General features: G+C 52.2%; 13 protein-coding genes. 10 read left to right on the top strand and 3 right to left on the bottom strand.

Annotated features, from left to right (window positions below):
- The first annotated feature begins 185 nt into the window (after nt 1-185).
- The 3 genes from VB741_RS06825 (at nt 186) to VB741_RS06815 (ending at nt 7,805) form a co-directional block, all read left to right on the top strand.
- A complete protein-coding gene (locus tag VB741_RS06825) occupies nt 186-950 on the top strand; it encodes a response regulator transcription factor (RefSeq protein ID WP_323364406.1) in 765 nt (254 codons plus the stop codon).
- Between the two features lie 256 nt (nt 951-1,206).
- A complete protein-coding gene (locus VB741_RS06820; RefSeq protein WP_323364405.1) occupies nt 1,207-6,711 on the top strand; it encodes a translocation/assembly module TamB domain-containing protein in 5,505 nt (1,834 codons plus the stop codon).
- 224 nt (nt 6,712-6,935) lie between these two features.
- Nucleotides 6,936-7,805 (top strand): tetratricopeptide repeat protein, encoded by an 870-nt coding sequence (locus VB741_RS06815; RefSeq protein WP_323364404.1) that lies wholly within the window; start codon nt 6,936-6,938, stop codon nt 7,803-7,805.
- A gap of 329 nt (nt 7,806-8,134) precedes the next feature.
- Here VB741_RS06815 and VB741_RS06810 read toward each other — a convergent pair whose 3' ends face one another.
- Complete coding sequence (locus VB741_RS06810; RefSeq protein WP_323364403.1) at nt 8,135-8,530, bottom strand: response regulator; 396 nt, start codon at nt 8,528-8,530, stop codon at nt 8,135-8,137.
- A 315-nt stretch (nt 8,531-8,845) separates the two neighbouring features.
- Here VB741_RS06810 and gyrA point away from each other — a divergent pair, with 315 nt between their 5' ends.
- Both gyrA and VB741_RS06800 read left to right on the top strand, forming a co-directional pair.
- A complete protein-coding gene (gene gyrA, locus VB741_RS06805) occupies nt 8,846-11,347 on the top strand; it encodes a DNA gyrase subunit A (protein ID WP_323364402.1) in 2,502 nt (833 codons plus the stop codon).
- A gap of 44 nt (nt 11,348-11,391) precedes the next feature.
- A complete protein-coding gene (locus VB741_RS06800; RefSeq protein ID WP_323364401.1) occupies nt 11,392-12,636 on the top strand; it encodes an ABC transporter ATP-binding protein in 1,245 nt (414 codons plus the stop codon).
- Between the two features lie 56 nt (nt 12,637-12,692).
- On the opposite strand, the gene VB741_RS06795 is transcribed toward VB741_RS06800, so the two are convergent.
- Nucleotides 12,693-13,454: a hypothetical protein gene (locus tag VB741_RS06795; RefSeq protein WP_323364400.1), complete on the bottom strand. Its 762-nt coding sequence runs from the start codon at nt 13,452-13,454 to the stop codon at nt 12,693-12,695.
- A 532-nt stretch (nt 13,455-13,986) separates the two neighbouring features.
- Here VB741_RS06795 and VB741_RS06790 point away from each other — a divergent pair.
- The gene (locus VB741_RS06790; RefSeq protein ID WP_323364399.1) at nt 13,987-15,126 is read left to right on the top strand and encodes an ATP-dependent 6-phosphofructokinase; all 1,140 of its coding nucleotides are present in this window, start codon (nt 13,987-13,989) and stop codon (nt 15,124-15,126) included.
- A gap of 180 nt (nt 15,127-15,306) precedes the next feature.
- A complete protein-coding gene (locus VB741_RS06785; protein ID WP_323364398.1) occupies nt 15,307-15,939 on the top strand; it encodes a TetR/AcrR family transcriptional regulator in 633 nt (210 codons plus the stop codon).
- On the opposite strand, the gene VB741_RS06780 is transcribed toward VB741_RS06785, so the two are convergent.
- A complete protein-coding gene (locus tag VB741_RS06780; RefSeq protein WP_323364397.1) occupies nt 15,923-16,414 on the bottom strand; it encodes a HugZ family pyridoxamine 5'-phosphate oxidase in 492 nt (163 codons plus the stop codon). The genes VB741_RS06785 and VB741_RS06780 overlap by 17 nt on opposite strands.
- A gap of 220 nt (nt 16,415-16,634) precedes the next feature.
- Here VB741_RS06780 and VB741_RS06775 point away from each other — a divergent pair, with 220 nt between their 5' ends.
- From VB741_RS06775 to VB741_RS06765, 3 genes are all read left to right on the top strand, one after another.
- Nucleotides 16,635-17,024, top strand: a complete 390-nt coding sequence (locus VB741_RS06775; RefSeq protein WP_323364396.1) for a RidA family protein — start codon at nt 16,635-16,637, stop codon at nt 17,022-17,024.
- 410 nt (nt 17,025-17,434) lie between these two features.
- Nucleotides 17,435-18,268, top strand: a complete 834-nt coding sequence (gene aroF / locus VB741_RS06770; protein WP_323364395.1) for a 3-deoxy-7-phosphoheptulonate synthase — start codon at nt 17,435-17,437, stop codon at nt 18,266-18,268.
- Nucleotides 18,269-18,807: 539 nt separating this feature from the next.
- Entirely contained in the window at nt 18,808-21,639 is a 2,832-nt protein-coding gene (locus VB741_RS06765; RefSeq protein ID WP_323364394.1) for a response regulator, read from the top strand.
- Nucleotides 21,640-21,902: the final 263 nt, after the last annotated feature.

Here is a 21,902-nt window from a genome sequence, read left to right as displayed (position 1 = left end):
TACCATACCCCCCAGGTTGCGACCGTGAAAGCACTGAAATTCTAGTTTGCAATCTTCAAAAGTGTCTGAATGGGCGGAATCATGTCGGCAAAATTACTGGAAATGATCCGTTTAAGCAAGGTTGGGGATGGCAACATCCCTGATAGAATCCAAGTTAGAGGTAATGAAGGCAACAATTAATTAATATGGCCATTGTTTCTAGTGGGCTGGCTCACGCCCAATCCTCGTTACGGGTCGGTTTAGGTCGAGTCTTAATCGTTGAAGACGAAGAACTGATTAGAGAAACGGTGGCTCTAGCCTTAGCCGAAGAAGGCTTTGACATTGTCGTGGCCGCTGACGGGCCAACCGCATTGGAAAAACTAATCGGGTCAGCCGATGGCACCAAAGAAGCGCTCCAAGATATTAGCTTGGTGATTTTGGATCTGATGCTGCCCGGGATGAATGGTCTAGATCTCTGTCGTCTGGTGCGGCACCGGGGCCTAGACGTACCCATTTTGATCCTCAGTGCGAAGGGAACTGAAATGGATCGGGTGGTGGGCTTAGAAGTGGGGGCCGATGATTATTTGTCTAAGCCCTTTGGCATGCGTGAGCTGATTGCCCGTTGCCGGGCGCTGCTGCGTCGCTACCAGTCCAAAACAACTGCGGTAGATACCTCTGCCCTAAAGTTTGAGGGCATTTCCCTACACCCCAACGAGTGCCGGGCCTATCTAAATGATGTGGAATTAAACCTATCGCCCAAAGAATTCAAAATTCTAGAGCTATTTATGGGCCGCCCCCGGCGGGTATGGTCCCGCGATCAAATTATTGATCGCGTCTGGGGTTATGACTTTATGGGGGACAACAAAACAGTGGATGTACACATTCGCTGGCTACGGGAAAAGCTAGAGGAAAATCCCAGTAAGCCTCAATATTTGAAAACCGTCCGTGGGTTCGGTTACCGCCTAGGTTAGGTGATTGATTTAGCAGGTGGGTATCCCGCTCAGCTGCCCTAGGCAACTCTGGACAAAATGGCACTGAAGCCAATAATTAGGAAACCCATGGCTATGAAGCCGGGGGCCGGTTCCCATGATTCAGGTTTTAGATGCTTGTTTGTTGGGGGGCTGTGATTCTAAAAATGACGGCTTGGCCATCGGTGTTGGAGCTGAATCATACAAAAATCCTTGATGGAAGTTTGTTAGAGTAGTCGCGCACGTAGTTCCATGCCCCATGACTTCGCCTAATGCAGATAGACCCCCTGAAGGGCGGCGATTTTGGAAAATAGCTGCCATTACATGCGGGACCGGTGCCCTCCTTGTGGGCACTGCAGTCGCTGTCGGATCCTGGTTGTTTATTAATCGGGGACTCACCCCCTTACTGGAACGGCGGCTATCCATTCTTTTAGAACGGGAGTTAGAACTGGGGGACCTGGAAGGGTTGTCCTGGAATGGCTTACGGGTGGGACCGTCCACATTAAATGCCACGGCAATGGACCCCACCTATGTCACGACGGAGTCGGTGGAAGTGGGCTTCAATCCACTACAGGTACTGTTTGAACGGAAACTGGACATTGACTTACGGCTGACTGGGGCAGCGGGGTATTTAGAACAGCATCCGGATGAGGGCTGGATTGGCACTGATATACCCACATTTGAACCCCCACCGAAAGAGCCGCTGATCAAAGTACGGATGGATGAGATTGAGGTGATGGATAGTGCCATCACCTTAGTGCCCCTACCAGCGGACGGCGCTGAACCCACCCCGTTATTGCTCAGTAATTTAAATGGTTTGTTAGAGATCGTACCGGTCCAGGTCAACGGTCAAGATAGCCAACGTATGGAGTTTGAGGCCCAGGCCAAAGCGCCCCAGGGCGGTGATCTCGGCCTGACCATTGCGGCGGTGCCAGTGGCCACGGGAAATGACGACCAGCCCATCCGGCAAAACATCACCATGGCAGTGACGGCCAAAGGGGTGGCAGCAGAGGACGCCACGGCCTTCCTTTTGCCCACCATGGGGCAGCAAAATTTTCCCATGGTGGTGACCGCAGGCCGAGTGAGTGGCAATTGGGCCATGACATTTTTGCCTGATCAGCCCATTACGGTGGATGGGGCGGCCAGTGTTAATAATGGCCAACTACAGCTCACCTCATTGCCCAGCACCGGGCCTTGGGGCAATACCATTGACGGCATTAATGCCACCACTCGGTTTAAGGGCACCACCATTACGGTAGATCGGGCCAAGGGTAGCTATGCCGACCTAACGGCTACGGCCACCGGCACCATTAACTGGAAAGGCGACTACGATCTTGTGGCCCAGGTGGCCGATGTAGATCTTGAGCAGCTATTGGAGCGGGCTGAGGTGGAGCCCCCCATTGCCCTGAGCGGAGTGTTTGACAGCACCGTGGCGATTACGGGGCCGGTGTTGCAGCCCAAGTTGAAGGCCAATTTGGCGGCCACAGGGCCAGTGACCATTGATCGGGTGGTCCTGAAGGAACTGAATGGGGATGTGGAATTAGCCAGCGATCGCATCGAGAACCTACTAGATGTAGTTACCGTTACCCAGGTGAATGCCCTGCCGGAACTGGGGGGCCGGGTCACGGGTCAGGGGGTATTAAACCTGGGGCAGCTGGCGGCGGGAGGGCCTCCGGAACTGGATTTTGCGTTTAGGGCAACGGATGTGTCGGGGGATGCGATCGCAACGCTCTACGACGTTGAGCAGCTCCCAGTCACCCTAGGCATATTGGACGCCACGGCGACGATTATTGGCCCCCCCGCTGCCCTAGCCGCCCAGATTAATGTGCAGGCCCCCAACCTGGCCTACGGCGGCCAAATCTATCCTGCCACCGCCACCGCAGTCTTTGCCAATGGCGGCCTGACCATTCCCCAGGCCCAGGTCCTAGTGGGGAACGGCACCTTGACCGGCCAGGGTCAGGTTGGCCAGGATAGCTGGCAGGCCGATCTAAAGGCCAACAACATCGATCTCCGGGCCTTAGGTATAGCCCAAATCCCCCCCGGCCAGCTCAACGCCGATGTGGCCTTGGCCGGACCACTCCAGGGCGCATCCCTAGAGACAATTTTGGCCATGGGAGACTACGACCTACAGCTGGCTGACGGATCGGTACAGGGCGAGGCTGAACTGATCAACGGCGGGTGGAACACCACCGCTACCCTCAATGCCCTCGGCCTGGGCCAGTTTGCTTCCCAGCTGCGGGGTAACACCAGCGGTACCGTGACCCTGGCAGGACGGCTTAACGCGTTTACATTGGCCGATATCCAGGGCCAGGGGGATCTCAACTTCTCCGCCGGTCTGGCTGGGTTCTCGCCCCAACTGGCCGGGTTTGATGCCCCCCTCAGCAGCCAATTTGCCTGGACCGGTCAAGAATTATTGATTGAACGGGCTAGCAGTGCTCAGCTCCGGGCCCGGGGCGTGGTTTCTCCCCAGTTCGTGGGCAATCAGTTTCAGGGTATTCGAGGGTTTTCCCTCGATCTCGATGCCCAGCGCTATCCCCTAGCGCTGTTGCCCAGCCCTGTTCCCGTGGCCGGATTTGCCTCGTTTAACGGGAAGTTGATGGGTACCCCTAGCACCCCCCGTCTGGACGGTACCCTGCGGCTAGACGACTTTGCCGTCAACCAGGTGGCCTTTGACCCGGTGTTGACAGGCCCCATCAGCTACCAATCCCAGGCGGGATTGGCGGTTAATTTAGTCGGTCAAAGTGGGCCGTCAGCGGCTCATGGCCGAGCCGACGGCATTGAGATCAATTTTCAAACAGCGCGGAATTTTGATTTTGATATCAGCTGGCAGGGTGCCCTGGCCTCCGGTCGTACCGATGGAGATGTGCTGCGCGCCACTTTGCAAGACCTGCAACTACAGGCCCTGGGGGTGCCAGCGGTGGAGCGTCTGGGGGGCGGACTCAAGGGCAGCTTGTCATCCCAGGGGGAATGGGTGGTGGATCTCAACCGTCAAACCCTGGTGGGGGATGTTTTGATTGCCCGACCAGGGTTGGGATATCTCAGTGGCCAACAGCTGACAGGTCAGGTCGCCTATCGGAGTGGGCGCATCTATGTGGAGCAGGGAGAGCTAATTCTTGATCCTTGCTTCCTGGGGCTGGGCATGGAGGACCGGCCTATCTCCTGTGTTACTGCTGGCACCACCGCTGGCAACAGTCCTGGAGATCAACAGCTTGCTCCTAGCCAGAGTGTGTATCGCTTTAATGGCGATGTGCAACTGAATACCCTGGCCTACAACGCTAATGTTGAGGTGGAAAATGGTGATGTCCGGGATGTGCTCACGGCCTTAGCCATTACGGATCTAGAAAGCCTGATTCAGACATTTCAGCCTCCCACCTGGCTAGAAAATCCGCCATCCCCTGCGGATATTCCAGACATTTTAGCGGTCCAGCCTGCTGGGGCAGACCAGGCTACCCTGCTGGAACAGCTGCAGCGACTATCGGAAATTCAAGCGATTCAGGAGCAGGTGGCCCTGGCCGAGGCCGCAGAGCCTATCCCCCCCCTAGCTAAACTCCAAGGCCGATTTGACGCCTCCGTCCGCCTCAGCGGTACCCCGCAGCAGCTGCCCGAGGTGATGTTTGATGTCAATGGCCAAGCCTGGAGCTGGGGGCCAGAGTTTATAGCGGACCGGGTGATTGCCCAGGGACAGCTGGCCAATGGCAACCTCATTCTCCAACCCCTGCGTTTAGAAACCCAGCTGCCCCCCGATGCCGACGGCAATCCTCAGCTGGCCTTTGTGAACCTGGCGGGAAATTTGTCCCTGGTGGAGCAGGATACTTCTAGTCTGCAGCTGGTGGCGCAGCAGCTGCCCATGGCGGCAGTGCGGGATATTTTCAACCTACCCCTGGGGTTGGAGGGGCGGTTAAATGCGATCGCAAACTTCAGTGGTGGCCTAGGCAACCCCACGGTCAGGGGGGATGTCATCCTAGCCAATGGCAGCATTAACAACCAGCCCATTCAGAAGGCCGAAGGTCTGTTTCTATACGAGGACGCTCGCCTACTGCTCCAGGGCAATTTGCTCCAAGTCGATAACCCTCAACCCCTCACCCTGGTGGGGGACATTCCCTATGCCTTTGACTTCATGACCGTGCAGCCCGCCGATGACCGCATTGCCTTGACCCTAGATGTGGCCGACGAGGGACTGTCCCTCCTCAACGCATTAAATAATCAGGTGAGTTGGGTATCGGGTAAAGGACGAGTATCCCTAGACGTAGGGGGACGTTTAAGCCAACCGATCATCACCGGTGAAATGGAGCTCCAGGAGGCCGTTTTGCGATCCCCCCTCCTACCCGATCCTCTGACTGACTTTGAGGGTCGGATCGTTTTTGAAAACAATCAAATTATTGTCCAAAATCTCCAAGGGAAGTACGGCAACGGCCAACTGCAAGCGGCGGGTATCTTCCCCCTGTTAACCCTTCCCATCATCAGGAGTGCTGATCTAGCAGCCCTGGGGGCCGAACCATCCGGCCAGGATACTCAACCTGAGAATGGCACCAATGGGGAAACACCAGATGGCATACCAGAGGGGGACACTGTGGCCCCCCCCCCCGCAAATCCTACTGCTCCCAATAATCCTATCTCCCCAAACCCTTCTACCCCAGGCAATCCAACCCCTCTCATCCATCCATCTGGAGCCCTGACAGTCACCCTCGACAATGTTGATCTGGAGCTGCGGGGGATCTACCGGGGTGGGGTGAAAGGCCAAGTTGTCGTCGGTGGCAGTCTATTTCTAGGCGGCCCCCAGCTAGGGGGGGTGGTAGAACTGGCCGATGGTCGTCTCTTTTTACCCGAAGGGGAAAACACATCAGCTGCCGCAGAATCCGAAGACATTTCCCCGTTTGTGCCACGGTTTGAGAACCTCAAAATCACCCTAGCGGACAATATTCAGATCCAGCAAGGCAATTTATTGAATGTTTTAGCCAGAGGGGATTTACTCATTACAGGCCCCCTGATACCATTTCGCGCCATCGAACCAGAAGGTACCATTCGCCTACGTTCTGGGCGGATTAATCTCTTAACCACTACATTTCGTCTGGCCGGTCGAGATAATACGGCTCGATTTATACCCGAGCGGGGGATTGCCGATCCGATCCTCGACATACAACTGCGCACAACTGTCTCCGAAACTCAGCAAAATCTAGCAGTCGAGGCAACCGCCTTCGCCTCGTCCGAAATCAGCGATACCTCCATCGATCCATTCCAGGGCACCACCGGCTTAGAAACCATTCGCATCCGAGCTGACTACCAAGGTTCTGCCAGTAATTTGTTAGAGAGTTTATTCATTTCCGATAGCAGCGATACGGTGATTGAACTTTCCAGCTCTCCGCCACGCTCTAGACAGGAAATCATTAACCTACTCAGCGGTAGCTACGTGGCCGCCCTACAGTCTGGACAGGGGGTGATTAATTTCTTTGGCGGAGCCTTGCTCAATAGCTTGCAGGACTTTATCAGCAGCACCCTCAACTTGAGTGAGTTTCGCCTATTTCCAGTCACCAGTGCCTCACGCTTTTCCAGCGAAGACAGCAGCGGTTCCAGTCTGGATATCGCCACCGAAGTTGGATTTGACGTGACCAATAACGTTACCCTATCCCTAGTGAAAATCTTAACTGACAGCACCCCCACAGAATTCAACCTGCGCTATCGTCTAACGGATGAATTGACCATTCGAGGAACGACCAACTTCGACGATCGCAATCAAGTTTTGCTAGAGTTTGAAACAAGATTTTAAGGACCATGTCCTACCCTTGGACTGAGCTTGCCATCAAAAATTATCAAATTACCCATGTCCGCCCATAAATGATGTATCTATACTGATAGCGAGGCCAAGGAAACGAAATAAATCACAGAGAGCTTTCAAAATGGCTCAGCTCAGCCTCTAAATGGTCGCTAAACGTCCTTGAGTGCACCTAGGCACCTGATTTCACCCAGTTTTATCTAATCCGCCTACTTTCTATGAATCAGCTTATATCTCGGCTTACTCGTCCCGCCCTTGCTACGCTGCTCGCCCTGTTTGGCTGTAGCTGGACGGCCCGCGCCGTAGATGCCCAAGCCTTACTGCCCTATACCCTGCCCTTGGACGAAGAGCGGCTGACGGCCACTGGACTCAACCTGGCCCAAGAAGCTGCCCAGCTGGCCCAGTTCCAGCAGTACGATGAAGCCCTGGCTCGAATTCAGTTGGCCGCTCAGCTGGCCCCCCAAGATCCCCAAATCCTCACCTTGCTAGGCAGTTTACATCTACAGGTTGGGGATAGTGCGGCGGCAATTACGGCCCTAGAGAATGCTAAAGCCATTAACAGTGATGACCCCGTCATCTGGTTTAGCCTAGGTTCGGCCTACTTTAGCGAAGCTAAGTACCTCCAGGCAGCCAATGCGCTAGAGAAGGGATTGAGCCTAGAACCTAGCAATTCGGGAGCCCATTTTGATCTGGGCAATGCCTATTACAAACTCAATCGCTACCAAAAGGCCATTGAGCAGTACGAAACCGCCGTTAGCTACGACGAACTTTTCTGGCCCGCTATTAACAACATTGGTCTGGTGCTATATGAAATGGGCGAGGTAGAACCCTCCATTAAACAGTGGGAACGTTCCTTGGAGGTGGCCGAGGCAGAACCCGAACCCACCCTGGCCATTGCCGCCGCTCGCTATGCGGCTAATATCAATCGACCAGCGGCCATCGAAGCAGCCACGATTGCCCTAGAACGGGATAGTCGCTATGCCGATCTGGAATTTTTAGCAGACAATCTTTGGGGTGCTCGTCTAATCAGTGCCACCGAAGCGATGTTTGGCACCCCTGGACTTCAGGAAGTTCTGTCCGGACTTTAGGCAAACAACTGGGCTATCATCTCACTCTGGGCCGATCACCCTGGACCAATCACTCCGCCAAGGCATTAGCTTTTTTACGAAATGTACTATCTAATGAGACGAGTAGTACATTCGAACTATTATAATGTTATTCACGTCCAGCCTTTTGCAGAACTACCCGAAATTAGCCGGGTAGAATTTGGGCTCATATAGCAACTAGCGGCAAGCCTTGCGGCCAGTTGCCTCGCCCATAGCCTTTGTTATTTCTAGCTTGTAGCAATTAACCATGGCATAAATTATGGTCACAAATGCTTGGGATAGGGTTGGGGGAGCTAACCCTATCCCAAGCTCTACTCACCTATCATGGCCTTAACGTCATCAACAAACTTTTGGTGATCCACAATGGGCTTTGAGATATAGCCATCGGCCCCACTCTGTTGTAAGAAGTTTTCCCGATCACCATCCATGGCATGGGCCGTGACCAAAATAATCGGTAATTTGGCGGTGGCACTATTGGCCTTTAGCATCTGAGTAATGCGGATGCCATCTACCGGTTTTCCTTGATAGATACTGTGGGAAAGGGAAACGTCCATCAAAATCACGTCTACTTCGCCACTTTCGGCAATTTGCATGACTTCTTCCACGTTCTCAGTGTGTTTGACCCCTAAGCCTCCCCGCTTGGTCAAAATCTTGGAGAAAACGCGTGCGTTTATCATGTCGTCTTCCACGATTAAAACCGTTTTCATAGGCAGTTTCGATAACACAGCAACGTTACTACAATTTTTGTCAGCTGTTGGCCGAGGGAACCTTGGCCAACGCATGATAGAGCTGATCTAAAAAACATTACTCAAGGACGCAGGCATTCATCGGTCTATTGAGTTCTTGATCGATTTCGATCTTAACTATTGCGGATCAATAGCGCTTGTGTATAAGGTACAGCATTGGTAAGGCTAAACTACGTCCAAAATAAAACCTAGGTTTTTATCTACGGCAACCTTGCAGTTCTGGCCGTGGACAAAGTTTATTTATTACGTTCAAGGCGGTTTCAAGGATACGAAATCATGGCAAACCAGCTAAATGCATTTTCGGATGAGCAAATTGTTGTCACTTCCCTTCATACAGAGGTGCAACGATCATATCTGGAATATGCCATGAGCGTAATTGTCGGGCGAGCGTTGCCCGACGTGCGCGATGGGCTTAAACCAGTGCATCGGCGGATTCTCTATGCCATGCACGAGCTGGGGTTAACCCCGGAGCGCCCCTTTCGAAAATGTGCCCGTGTCGTCGGGGATGTACTGGGTAAATATCATCCCCATGGTGACCAGGCTGTTTACGATGCGTTGGTGCGCATGGTGCAGGATTTTTCCAGCCGCTATCCGTTGTTAGATGGCCATGGCAACTTTGGCTCGGTGGATAATGACCCACCGGCTGCTATGCGTTACACGGAAACCCGGCTGGCCCCCGTGAGCCATCAGGCATTACTGGGAGAGATCAGCGAAGCCACCGTTGATTTTAGTGATAACTTTGATAGTTCCCAACAGGAACCCACGGTACTGCCAGCCCAATTGCCCAACTTACTGCTCAATGGCAGTTCTGGCATTGCCGTGGGGATGGCCACCAACATTCCCCCCCACAACCTGGGGGAAGTCATTGATGGGCTAGTGGCGTTAATTGACCGACCTACCCTCTCTGATGACGCCTTGTTTAAGCTGATCCCCGGTCCAGACTTTCCCACTGGGGGTGAGATTATTGATACGAAAGGGGTCCACGATGCCTATTGCACGGGACGGGGCAGTATCCCTGTGCGTGGCATTGCTGGGTTTGAAGAAATACAGCCGGGGAAAGGACGGCAGCGGCGCAATGCCATTGTGGTGACTGAGCTGCCCTACCAGGTAAATAAGGCGGGCTGGATTGAAAAGGTGGCTAGTTTAGTCAACCAGGGCAAACTCGAGGGCATTATCGACATTCGTGACGAGAGCGATCGGGAAGGCATGCGGGTGGTGATTGAACTGAAGCGAGAGTTTCAGCCTCCCAGTATTTTGGCTGACCTATACAGGATGACGCCGTTGCAGAGCAATTTTGGGGCGATCATGCTGGCGATTGATGGGGGACAGCCGGTGCAGATGTCCCTGCGGCAAATGCTGCAATCTTTCCTGGATTTCCGTGAGGAAACCTTAGTTCGTCAGTACAGTAACGAACTCGAGAAAACCGATCGGCGGTTGCACATTGTTGAAGGACTGTTAACGGCCCTCGATAGCATTGATGAGGTGATTGAAATTTTACGGGCGGCTCCCGATGGTCCGACCGCCAAGGTGGAGCTTTGTGAGCGATTTGATTTGAGTGAGCGCCAGGCCGATGCCATCTTGGCCATGCCCCTGCGTCGGTTGGTAGGGCTGGAGCAGGACAATTTACTCAATGAGTTTGAGGAGCTATCCAACCTGAAAGAATCCCTAGAACTGCTGCTATCGGATCGAAAAGAGCGGCTGAAGTGTCTAAAGAAGGATCTGAGAAAACTCAAAAAATCCTTTGGGGATGAACGGCGTACTCGGCTTCGATCCGATAGCGAACGGGAAGAGGAAGAGACCCGGTTGGCGACCCTTACGGCTAAGGCTTTGGAGGAGGACACGGTGGTGGAGGTTACCCGCAAGGGCTATGTCCGCCGATTTACCCCCCGCGCCTACCAGCGTCAACAAAGTAAGCAAGTTCTGCCCACCAACAAATTTACGGAGCAGGACGATATTCCGGTTCAAACGGAATTTGCCTGGACTACCCATAATTTGCTGGTATTTTCCCAAGAGGGCAAGGCCTTCAGTGTGATGGTGAATGACATCCCCATGGCCCAGCGCCAGTCCAAAGGACGACCGTTGTTTAATCTGCTGCCGGATGCCATTGGTCTCACCCCTGATGGGCTATTGCCACCAATTTTGCTGGATCAATCGGTGATGGCACGGCAGGTAATTTTGGTCACAGCCCAAGGAAAAATTAAACGGTTGCCGATGACGGAGTTTGAGTCCATCACCGCCCGGGGCTTAGTGGCGATTAAACTCAAGCCAGAGGATCACTTGGCCTATGCTGTGATTGCTGATTTGGATCAGGATCTGGTGTTAGCCTCCTCGGGGGGGCGGCTGCTGCGGTTTGCCATTGATCCAGAGCAGTTGCCGGACACCAGCCGCAGTGCCCAGGGAAATCAGGCGATTCGGGTGATTAAGGGGGAAGCGGTGGTGGGCTGTGTGCCGATTCAGGACAATAGCAAGCTATTGCTGATGTCGGAAAAAGGCTATGGCAAACGGATGCAGGTGGCGACGATCAATCGCAGTGGCCGGGGCGGTATTGGGTCCCAGTCCTTTAAGTTTAGTCAAAACGGCGATCGCCTGGCGACATTGCTGGAGGTACCGGAGGGGACTGACTTTACGGTGATGACAAGTCAAGATAGAGCGGCCCGTTTACCGGTGAACCGGGTACCTGTGCAGGGCCGTAGTCAACCTTGCGATCGCATCTTGACCCCCACCCGAGGTGAAACCATTACCGATATTCTGGTATCTGTAGATCGCGTTACCGAGTAGCGTTGACCTACCCCCTGATCGCGATACCAAATTAGGAATCAAACGTGGCCGAGGTTGTTATAGACAACGTTTACAAATCATTTCCGCGCTCATCCTCCGATGCCAAATCATCGCCGGTGTTAAAGCGGATCTACCTGGATGTGAAGGACGGCGAGTTTATGGTGCTCGTGGGGCCATCGGGCTGTGGTAAGAGCACGTTGCTCCGCCTGATTGCTGGCTTAGAAAGCATTACGGGCGGCACCATTACCATTGGCTCCCAGCAGGTCAATGCCCTCCCTCCCAAACAGCGGGATGTGGCCATGGTCTTTCAAAGCTATGCCCTCTATCCGCACCTCAGCGTGTACGACAACCTGGCCTTTGGGCTGCGGCGCACCGCTGGGGATCTGCCCCCGATTAGCGGCTGGCAGCAAGCCCTGTTTGGGTTGACCCGATTTTTGCCCCCGGGCTTTCATTACTGGCCAGAGCGGGAACAGGCCATTGCCAAACGGGTGAAAACCATTGCTGAAATTTTGCAAATTACCCCATTGTTAAAACGGTTGCCCCGACAGCTATCAGGTGGACAAAAGCAGCGAGTGGCCCTGGGGCGGGCCATGGCCCGTAACCCCCAAGTGTTCTTGATGGATGAACCCCTGTCCAATCTGGATGCCAAGCTGCGCACCGAAACCCGTGCCCAGATTGTGAGCCTCCAGCGACGGTTGGGCACGACCACCATTTATGTCACCCACGACCAGGTAGAAGCCATGACCATGGGGGATCGGATTGCCGTGATGCATCAGGGGGTGATTCAGCAGATTGCAGCTCCCCTAGAGCTTTATCGCTATCCGGCCAATCGATTTGTGGCATCGTTTATTGGCTCCCCACCGATGAACTTTCTCACGGTGCAGATTCAAGCCCCGCTAACCCTGATCCATCCGGCCTTTCGTCTCACATTACCCAGCCATTGGGAGCCGATCTTAGCGCCCCATGCCAATCAAACCCTCACCCTCGGTATTCGTCCCGAACATTTACGATTGGCGGTGCCTGCCCCCAAACATTTGGAGGTGACGGTGCAGCGCACCGAGGCGTTGGGCAGTGAAACCTATCTCACCGTCGATTTGGATGGTGCAGCGCTGGGCCAGCTGGCGGAAGAAAAAACCCTATTGGTCCGTCTGGACGGCATTGAAGACCAGATACCGCGCCTAGGGGACAAACTGACCCTGGGCATTCGCGTGGAGCACATTCATTTATTTGACCCGGCCACCGGCAATGCCATTGTCCAAGTTCCCAAAGCTTTGGAGATGGCCGATTAATCGATCTCCGGAGATGGCCATCTCCAAAGGCCATCTTCGGACGTCATGGCCAAAGGCTATTTGCCGGAACGAGACGATTTACTGAAGCGTAGACCGAGGCCCGTGGCGAGTGCGATCGCAACCACCGACGCTGGCTCCGGTACTGATGTGGGCTCTTCAGGGTCAATCCGCTTCACTTGAAACTGACTGATGGTAGTCATGGCCCGACCGCCTTGATTATCCGCCGTGCCAATTTGAAACCCAAATACTTGATTGGCCGCAATCTTCACCGACGCTGTCCCAGACTGTCGGGCAGGTCCGTTTCGATCAATCAGCTCAGTAAATACGCCATCGGTACGGAGGTCCGTGGGGGGGAAGTTACCCAGGGCAAAACCAAAGGGATCAAACGCAGCACCAAGGCTATCGGTGGTGGTGTAATCCCAGTTAAACGAAAAAATACTGGCTTCAGGAACCGTGACAAAAACCGTGGTAAAGCTGGTGTCACACAAAAAGAGGGCGGAAACCGGTAGGTTAGGGGAACTACAACTTAATCCAAACTGATCCAAAATGGCAGACTGATTACTCCCTAATAGGGTGAGGGAATCAGGAGCATTAGTAAAATCCACTGAGCCATTAAACGGGGCCAGTGGGACATTATTAATAGTTAATTGAGAATTATCGATACCGGGAAATGCCGGACTGCTATTAAACAACTCCCACCGTTCGGGAGCAAAGCTGCCGTTAAACCCTTGGACGGTCGCAGACTGAGGTGTTGCAGCAATAACACCTACAGACGCAACCAAAGCCCCTATAGCAGTACTTAAAATGGCCTTTGCCATTGGATTCCGTAGTAAAAAACCTTAACCTTACTGTTCTTAACAAGGGTTAGTAGACCTAACCGGAAGATGTCCTGATATTCGTACAAACCAATTCGCGCTCAACAGCGTATTACGGATTGATTTGCCGTTACGCCAAATATAATCAACCCCATTCAGAATGTCGGGTCAAGTGCCGTGCATTTACTAAAACAATATTGTTGCTATGGCTTTGTTAAGGTGAGTTGATGGCCGATGGACAAGTTCTGGTAAAGACAAATCAACTCCCAATAAACCGGGCAATTAATGTCAGTAATTACACCCATTGGTTTCAGTAAACTGAACAGTTCCAGTCCCCTCAAGTGTTTGTTACTCAGAACATGAAAGGACGGCTAAATCCTTGATATAGCAACAAAAACCGTAACTCGAAGATACAAAAATGTTGCAGAATCTATCGTCCTATCAATAATTTCTCAGAATGGCAGCTTAGTCTCCTTGGGCGTCACCCAAACGCTGTAGGCTTGAGACGCGATTTTATAGCGAAAGCGTAGACACTATGGGACAGCATGAGGACATTAAGCGAATTGGCCTACTTACCAGTGGTGGAGACTGTGCTGGCCTCAACGCCGCTTTACGGGCCGTAGTACATCGGGCCGACAGCTATGGATGGGAAGTGGTGGGAATTCCCCGTGCCACCCAGGGGTTAATGGCACGGCCGCCTGAATATGTGGAGTTTGATGTGTCCAGCACCCACGGTTTACTTCGGGCTGGGGGCACCGTGTTGGGCACGACCAATCAGGGCAACCCGTTTGCTTTTCCCTTGCCCGATGGATCCACGTGCGATCGCTCCCAAGAAATCATCGACGGTTACCATCTTCTGGGCCTGGATGCCCTAATTGGCATCGGCGGTGACGGTAGCATGGCCATCCTGCGCCGCCTGGCTCAGCAAGGGGGACTGAACCTGGTGGGTATTCCCAAAACCATCGATAACGACCTTGGTTGTACCGAGCGTTCCATCGGGTTTGACACGGCAGTAAACATTGCCACCGAAGCCCTAGATCGTTTACATTTCACCGCCGCCAGTCACTCTCGGGTGATGATTTTAGAGGTGATGGGTCGCGACGCCGGGCACATTGCCCTCAACGCCGGTATCGCCGGTGGGGCAGATATCGTGCTGATCCCTGAGATTTCCTACTCCATTGACAACATTTGTCAAACCATCAAAGGGCTGAAGCGGAATTTTGCCACCATCATTGTGGCGGAGGCCGTCTGTACCGAAGCGGGGGAAAAAATTGTCCAGACAAATCGCCTGGGCCAGAGCCGTCTGGGGGGTATCGGTGAACACCTAGCTGACCAAATTACCGAAAAAATCGGGGCAGAAACCCGAGTCACCGTCCTGGGCCATGTGCAGCGCGGTGGCACCCCGTCACCCCTAGATCGGGTGCTCGCCACCACTTTTGGGGTGGAAGCGGTAGACCTAATCGCCGCTGGCAAGTATGACCACATGGTGAGCTGGCAAAACCGCCAGGTGGTCCATGTCCCCATTGCCGAGGCCATTGCTGAATACCAAGCGGTAAGTCCCGGCGATGCGTTGGTGAAGACGGCTCGCGGCATGGGCATTTGCCTAGGCGATACCGCCTGCCATGAGGTCCATGTCCCCATCCATCCCGATGCAACTGTCCTAGCATCTGCGTAGCAAATCAGGCCTTAACCTTAGCTGAATGTAAGCTTCTGTTAACCAATGACCTGATTGCGCAGCTCACGGTAGAGAATAAACCCAAGGTCTTGAGGGGTTTCCCATGGCCTTGGTGTGTCGTTGTTGTAGGAGAGGCTCCGCAACGTCAGTTTTCTAACCGTACGTGTCGTATCCTACCCTATGCAATTTGCTAAAACCTTGACGTCGCCCCCAGACGATACCCAGGAGAAAATTCTTGGGGCGGCTCAGCGGCTATTTGCCCGGCGGGGCTATGGCGGCACCACCACCCGCGATCTAGCTCAAGCGGCGGGAGTGGCCGAGGGCACCCTATTTCGGCACTTTGAAAACAAAAAAGCTATTTTGATCGAGGTGGCGACCAGGGGGTGGGTGGACCTGCTCACCGATCTGTTAACTGAGCTGAGTGAAATGGCCAACTATAAGGCCATTGGCAAGGTCATGCGCAAACGCATGCTCAACATGTCTGCCAATACCGACATGCTGCGGGTGTGTTTTATGGAAGCACAGTTTCACCCAGAGTTGCGAGAACGGGTACAGGCGGAAGTAATTTCCAAAATGACCGATGTGGCCGAAGCATTTTTTCAAACCGCCATGGATCGAGGCACCTATCGCCCCATGAATCCTCGGGTGGTGGCTCGAATTTTCCTGGGCATGTTTACCGTAGCCGGATTTAGCCAAACCACCCTGGCCGACGAAGCTAGTTCTCCCCAGGATATGAAGGAACTGGCAGAAACCCTGGCCGATATTTTTCTCAATGGGGTGTTAGCCCAGCCTGAGCCTAGTCCTGACGCCTAGGCTCCAGACTATTGAGGTCATTGACATTAATTCGGTACGCCGCCCCAAAGCCGATCACAAATTGTCCTGCTTGGGGCTGTAGCTGGAATACTTGAAAGTCAGGCAGATCCTTCATCAAGCCAATCACCTGACCAAATTGCTGCTCAAAGCGATCGATTAACGTTTGCCACTGGCTGGTGTCACGGGGTAAGGGTGCGGCAGAGCATTCATAGGTCAGTCGACGGCGAGCAAAGATCTCCTTGGTGGCCGCTTCATCTTCGATTAATAGCACACTGGCCCGGCGGGTTTGTTTGAGGTTGGCCGTATGGGCAGACAACCCACTGACATAGATATATAGGGTCCTATCGTCATCCATTAAAAAAGGGGCATAGCTTGCCTGGGGCATACCATCGGCGCTGACGGTGCTGAGAATGACACTGCGAAACTGCTGGGGAAATGCTTGATAAAGCTCGGTAACACGATTAATGTCAGCCATGGGATCAGGACAGATATGGTTAGTGGGTTGACGCCGGGCCGTTTCTGCTATGAGAAAACGACCGGTCCGGGGGTGGACCAGGTTGATCTAAAAGTAACATCCATGGCACGGCTCCTATGGCAATTAGAGACTTGCTCCCATAGTTCACTCTAGGGCCGAGGTGACAGACGCTATCGGATTTTCCGGTAGAATACTCTGGCTAGTTATCTAATGTCGTGTTATGGTTCGTCGCATCGTTCAAACCGATCAGGCCCCTGCCCCCGTCGGTCCCTACAATCAGGCCATTGTTGCCTCCGGCGAGATGGTGTTTGCCTCTGGGCAAGTGGCCTTGGACCCCAGCAGTGGAGCTTTAGTGGGGGATGGGGATGTGGCGGTTCAAACCCAGCAATGTCTCGATAACCTCAAGGCTGTTTTAGCCGCCGCCGGGGCCACCATGGCCGATGTGGTCAAAACATCCGTATTTTTAAAAGACATGAATGATTTTGGCACCATGAATGGTGTCTATGGCACCTATTTTGAGGAAGCCACTGCTCCGGCGAGGGCCTGTGTGGAAGTGGCTCGTCTGCCCAAGGATGTGCTGGTGGAAATTGAATGTATTGCCGTGATCTAGCTGGGCATCGGTTCACCCTGGGTTGACGGTTTAAAGTTGGCACGCTAGCCTAGGTACATCGCAATCATGTCCGTCTCAGTTTTTTAACAGCCATGCAGTGCAAGTCTTTTTACTTTTGGTTTAGCCAGGTTCACCGGCCCTGAACCCTAGCTCTAGCATGGGACGCCGGTGAACCGCAGAGTGAAAGCCCTGCGGTTTTGTTTTATCTACGGGCTTTTTGCTGGTTTTACTAATTTTCCCCTACCCATTTTCCTTTTGAGCACCATGATCGTTCGTCACAGCTGGCAATTTACAGTTTTCTTTTTTACGCCGCCACCGGGTAGGTAGCGTTCGCTGTGCCGTACGACCTTGCCCGGAGCCTTTACAGGCTGCGGGCTTTTTGTTTTTTAGCCGTTTATTTTTTTACCACCATGAAGGATGCCAAACTTGTTGCCAAAGCCCATGCTAATCACACCAGTGAAATAGTCATTACCCCCACCGTTACCGTCGGTGGCCAACAGCTATTTATCGTTGGCGGCCCCTGTGCCATTGAAAGCATGGCCCAAATGGAAACTATTGCCCAAGCTCATTTGCCCATCCAAGGGTTGCGCGGCGGCATCTACAAACCTCGCACATCGCCCTATGCGTTCCAGGGGTTGGGGGAGGTGGGATTGGATATTCTCTCCGCCATTCGGCAACGCTATGGTCTGCCGGTGGTGACGGAGGTGATGGCCATCCATCAAATTGAGAAGCTACTGCCCCATGCCGATGTGTTACAGGTGGGTAGCCGCAATATGCAAAATTTTGATCTGCTCAAGGCATTGGGGGAAATTGACAAACCCGTATTGCTCAAGCGTGGTTTGGCCGCCACCGTGGCCGAGTTTGTGATGGCGGCGGAATATATTGCCAGCCATGGGAATCCGAATATTATTCTTTGTGAGCGGGGGATTCGTAGCTTTGATAGCTATACCCGCAATGTGCTCGATCTGGGGGCCGTGGTGGCCCTTAAGCAAATTACCCATTTACCTGTGTTGGTGGATCCTAGCCATGCTACGGGTAAGCGTGAATTGGTCGCGGGGTTGGCTCGGGGTGCGATCGCAGCCGGAGCCGATGGTTTGATGATTGAATGCCATCCAGAACCGGAGCAGTCCGTGAGTGATGCTCGACAAACCCTTAGCCTAGAAGCGATGGCTGAGCTGGTGCATAGCCTCATACCCATCGCCCAGGCAGTTAACCGGTCAATCCCTAGCCCCGTAATGTCCTAAGCGCCTACTTTATAGTTGACGTTTCATCCCTTAATTAGATTTAAGATGGCCAGATCTAATCGGATGTAAGCTCCTGGGCTTTGTAAGGAGAAGATATTGGATAGTACTTCAATGTCTTCAGACGGGGACGTTATGTCTAGAATGTTCTGATTTAAGAGCACTTGCCATGATGCCGTTACTTCCAGGATGTTCTGACTTTAGAATTTTTGCAACGATCCTACGTAAATGTTCGGATTAGCTGCCAACACAGATGTTGATTAAGGTACTGGAGGAGATGTCAGCTTGGGAATTTGCTGTGATTAAAGCTTTCTCAATACCATCAGTGTATTTGTTGCGATCGCTAATTTCGGATTAAAACCTAAGGCTAGAGCCATGACTCAGCTATATAAAACGTTTCTGATTAACAGTCAGACAATATAGCAATCTGATGAAATCCTTCATCAGATTGCGCCGCACATAGCTATTGCTATCTATCGTTTTAATCAATCACCTATGGTGTGAGCTATGTGCGCAAAGCTATATTTTTGGGATTTTTGGAGATGCCTGAGGTCAGACGAAAGCATTTTTTAAAGGGTATACCCGCTGTCGCTACACTCTCAGTCCTAACAATTTTAGGTCTCAAAAGCTTTACCGTTGATTTTGATCAGTACCGTAGCTACAGTGCCTTAATTTCAGATCACCTGGTCAATGAGGCAGCTGCTCAGCTAGCTTTACAAGATATTCGCCATACCATTTCCCAAAATGGACAAGCCTTAAACACGGCTTTGCTTGAATCAGAGCAAGTACAAGCCCAGCTGATGACACAAATTCCCCAAACTCTATCAGACAACGATAAAGATCGTTTACAGAAACAGTTAGACTTTAACGCGGAATTACTCGCTGAAAAGCGACAGCTGGTTGAGCAACTGGAAATTCATCATGCGGAATTAAGAACAGCGCTTTCCCAGGAATCCAATGTGCTCAATGGCCTAATCGGTAGCGTCCGTCTAGAGGTAGAGTCCCTACTCAACGATCTATTTCTTTATGCCGTAACCAGCGATAAAAAACTCGTCACGGAGATCGAAACAAAACTCAGGGGTCTAGAGGCAAAACTGGGGACCACTTCAACGACCCAGCGGCAAATGGCCCAATCAGTCCAGTTAGTTTTAACTAATAAACCCGCCGCCGATCAGCTCAGTAGTCAGATAATGGCTTTACCGCTGACGAATAATATTCGAGCCCTCGAAACTCAGTTTGACGACATACAACAAACTACGCAGAAACGAATCGCATTTTATCGAAACCTGATCTACATACTGTCATTTACTAGCTCAGGCATTGTGGCATTTTGGGTGATCAACCGACTGCGTCGGACCAGCCAAAAGACCATTAAGGTGCTAGAAAGCATTACTGATGCCTTCATTGCCCTAGATCGAAAATGGGTGATCACCTATGTCAATGCCCAGGCAGCCGATATTCTCAAGCGGGACATCCCGAATCTGCTAGGAGAGGATGTTTGGCAAGTTTTACCCCTATCCCTGGGAAAGCGATTTACGGAAAATTATCATCAAGCTGTGGCAACTCAGCAACAGGTAGTTAGCTTTGAAGCCTACTATGAGCCCACTGAACGATGGCTGATGGTGCGGGGATATCCCGGTGTGGATGGCCTATCCATCTTTTTGCAAGATTTTACAGAACGTAAACAGGCGGAAGAACAACTGATTGAACTCAATCGGGATTTGGACGAGCGGGTCAAAGACCGTACAACCCAATTGGCAACTGCCATGGAAGAAGCGGAAACAGCCCGGATAAAAGCCGAGGATGCCAACCGTTCTAAAAGTGAATTTTTAGCCAACATGAGCCATGAACTGCGTACCCCCCTCAACGCCATCATTGGCTATAGCGAAATGCTGGAAGAAGATGTCACCAGTATTGGCGAAGAGGATTTTGTCCCCGACTTACAAAAAATCCAAGGGGCGGGCAAACACCTATTAGGACTGATCAACTCAGTACTCGATTTATCCAAGATTGAGGCTGGTCGAATGGAGCTCTTTCTGGAGGACATTGATGTTAAGTCCACCATGGACGAGATTATGGGCACGATTCAGCCCTTAGCCCACAAGAACTTTAATCAGCTATCGATGTCTTGTCCGGAGGACATTGGTGTGCTCCATGCAGACGAAGTCAAACTCCGACAAAGCTTGATTAATCTGCTAAGCAATGCCTGTAAATTCACTGAAAATGGCACCATTACCCTGGCCGTTGAGCCCACCGTAATGACTAACGCCCAAGGACATGAGGACAACTCTCTGCGGTTTACGGTAACGGATACTGGTATTGGTATGACAACGGAGCAAATGGGGAAGATTTTCCAAGCCTTTACCCAAGCAGATACATCGACTACGCGCAAGTACGGAGGTACAGGTCTAGGCCTGACCATTACCAAACAGTTTATTGCCATGATGGGGGGAGATATCTCCGTTGACAGTACCTACGGTCAGGGCACCACCTTTACCTTGACCATCCCCCAAACCGTCCAGGTGGATAGGCCCTCCGATGAAACCTTCTTCGCTCCCCCTATTCGCATGGTTGAGCGGGAAGCACTAGTAGGCATTCATGAATTATCGAATGGAGCATCGGAAAAGACCGTCTTAGTCATTGACGATGATGGAGATACTGGGGAAAGTTTACACAGCTGGTTGACAGATGCTGGTTACAACGTTGTGTCTGGTGGTCTTGGGCAACAGGCCTTGGCCCTGGCTGGGGAACTACTGCCTGAGGCCATTATTTTGGATATGCTGGTGCCCCAGCAGGATGGATGGGCAATGCTACAGGATCTTAAGGCCATGTCAACGATAGCTGAAGTACCGATTACTGTGTTGACCACAACCGAGGAGTCTAACCGTGCCCTACAGCTAGGAGCCACTGACTGTTTGCCCAAACCAGTTGACCACATACGTCTATTGGATGTTCTAAACACTCAACTGCCTAGCCAACCATGCCCTAAAATTTTGGTGGTTGAGGACAATGCTGATGCTCGGGAAATTATGGGCCGCTTTTTGCAAAACCCTAATTGGTCTGTTGTCCTGGCACCCGACGCACACCAGGCCCTGGACTATCTCCATCACACCGTACCCGACTTAATTGTGTTGGATTTGATGATGCCAGGCATGGACGGCTTTGAATTTGTGCAAGTGCTGCGCCAAACATCTGCTTGGCAAGATATTCCGATCGTTATTGTGACAGCTAAAACCCTAACCGCTAAGGATCAACAGCTTTTAGACGGAGTGGTTCGGGTCTATCAAAAGGCTGATTTTAATCGTCAGGACCTACTGAATGAGGTGCAATCATTGGTTTTGACGACAGTCGACAGGGCTCCCGTTGTGGGCTAGCGTTAAAGACCCTAACCTTGACTCCAAGAGGTTTCAGACCTGTGACCCATGATTTGATTGGAGGTAATATCATCACGGTTATCCGTAGCAATATACACAATGTCCTTTACTATGAACACGTATCTTCCGGAACTAATGATAGTTACAGAGCATCTTTATAAAGAAGTTTTGTTCTTGCTGAAATTTAGCGATGGAAAAATTAGTTCGGCCTCATCGGCCCTGATTGAAGGATGAAAATCTCAATATATTACTCAATATAAATT

The sequence above is a fragment of the Leptothoe sp. PORK10 BA2 genome, from assembly GCF_034932105.1.
Lineage (GTDB): Bacteria > Cyanobacteriota > Cyanobacteriia > Phormidesmidales > Phormidesmidaceae > Leptothoe.
This window is presented reverse-complemented; position numbering and strand designations above follow the sequence as displayed.

Bases quoted from the DNA above. Each gene is read 5' to 3' on its own strand.
- VB741_RS06825 (WP_323364406.1), top strand. From the start codon at position 186: ATGGCCATTGTTTCTAGTGGGCTGGCTCACGCCCAATCCTCGTTACGG.
- VB741_RS06820 (WP_323364405.1), top strand. From the start codon at position 1,207: ATGACTTCGCCTAATGCAGATAGACCCCCTGAAGGGCGGCGATTTTGG.
- VB741_RS06815 (WP_323364404.1), top strand. From the start codon at position 6,936: ATGAATCAGCTTATATCTCGGCTTACTCGTCCCGCCCTTGCTACGCTG.
- VB741_RS06810 (WP_323364403.1), bottom strand. From the start codon at position 8,530: ATGAAAACGGTTTTAATCGTGGAAGACGACATGATAAACGCACGCGTT.
- gyrA (WP_323364402.1), top strand. From the start codon at position 8,846: ATGGCAAACCAGCTAAATGCATTTTCGGATGAGCAAATTGTTGTCACT.
- VB741_RS06795 (WP_323364400.1), bottom strand. From the start codon at position 13,454: ATGGCAAAGGCCATTTTAAGTACTGCTATAGGGGCTTTGGTTGCGTCT.
- VB741_RS06790 (WP_323364399.1), top strand. From the start codon at position 13,987: ATGGGACAGCATGAGGACATTAAGCGAATTGGCCTACTTACCAGTGGT.
- VB741_RS06785 (WP_323364398.1), top strand. From the start codon at position 15,307: ATGCAATTTGCTAAAACCTTGACGTCGCCCCCAGACGATACCCAGGAG.
- VB741_RS06780 (WP_323364397.1), bottom strand. From the start codon at position 16,414: ATGGCTGACATTAATCGTGTTACCGAGCTTTATCAAGCATTTCCCCAG.
- VB741_RS06775 (WP_323364396.1), top strand. From the start codon at position 16,635: ATGGTTCGTCGCATCGTTCAAACCGATCAGGCCCCTGCCCCCGTCGGT.
- aroF (WP_323364395.1), top strand. From the start codon at position 17,435: ATGAAGGATGCCAAACTTGTTGCCAAAGCCCATGCTAATCACACCAGT.
- VB741_RS06765 (WP_323364394.1), top strand. From the start codon at position 18,808: ATGCCTGAGGTCAGACGAAAGCATTTTTTAAAGGGTATACCCGCTGTC.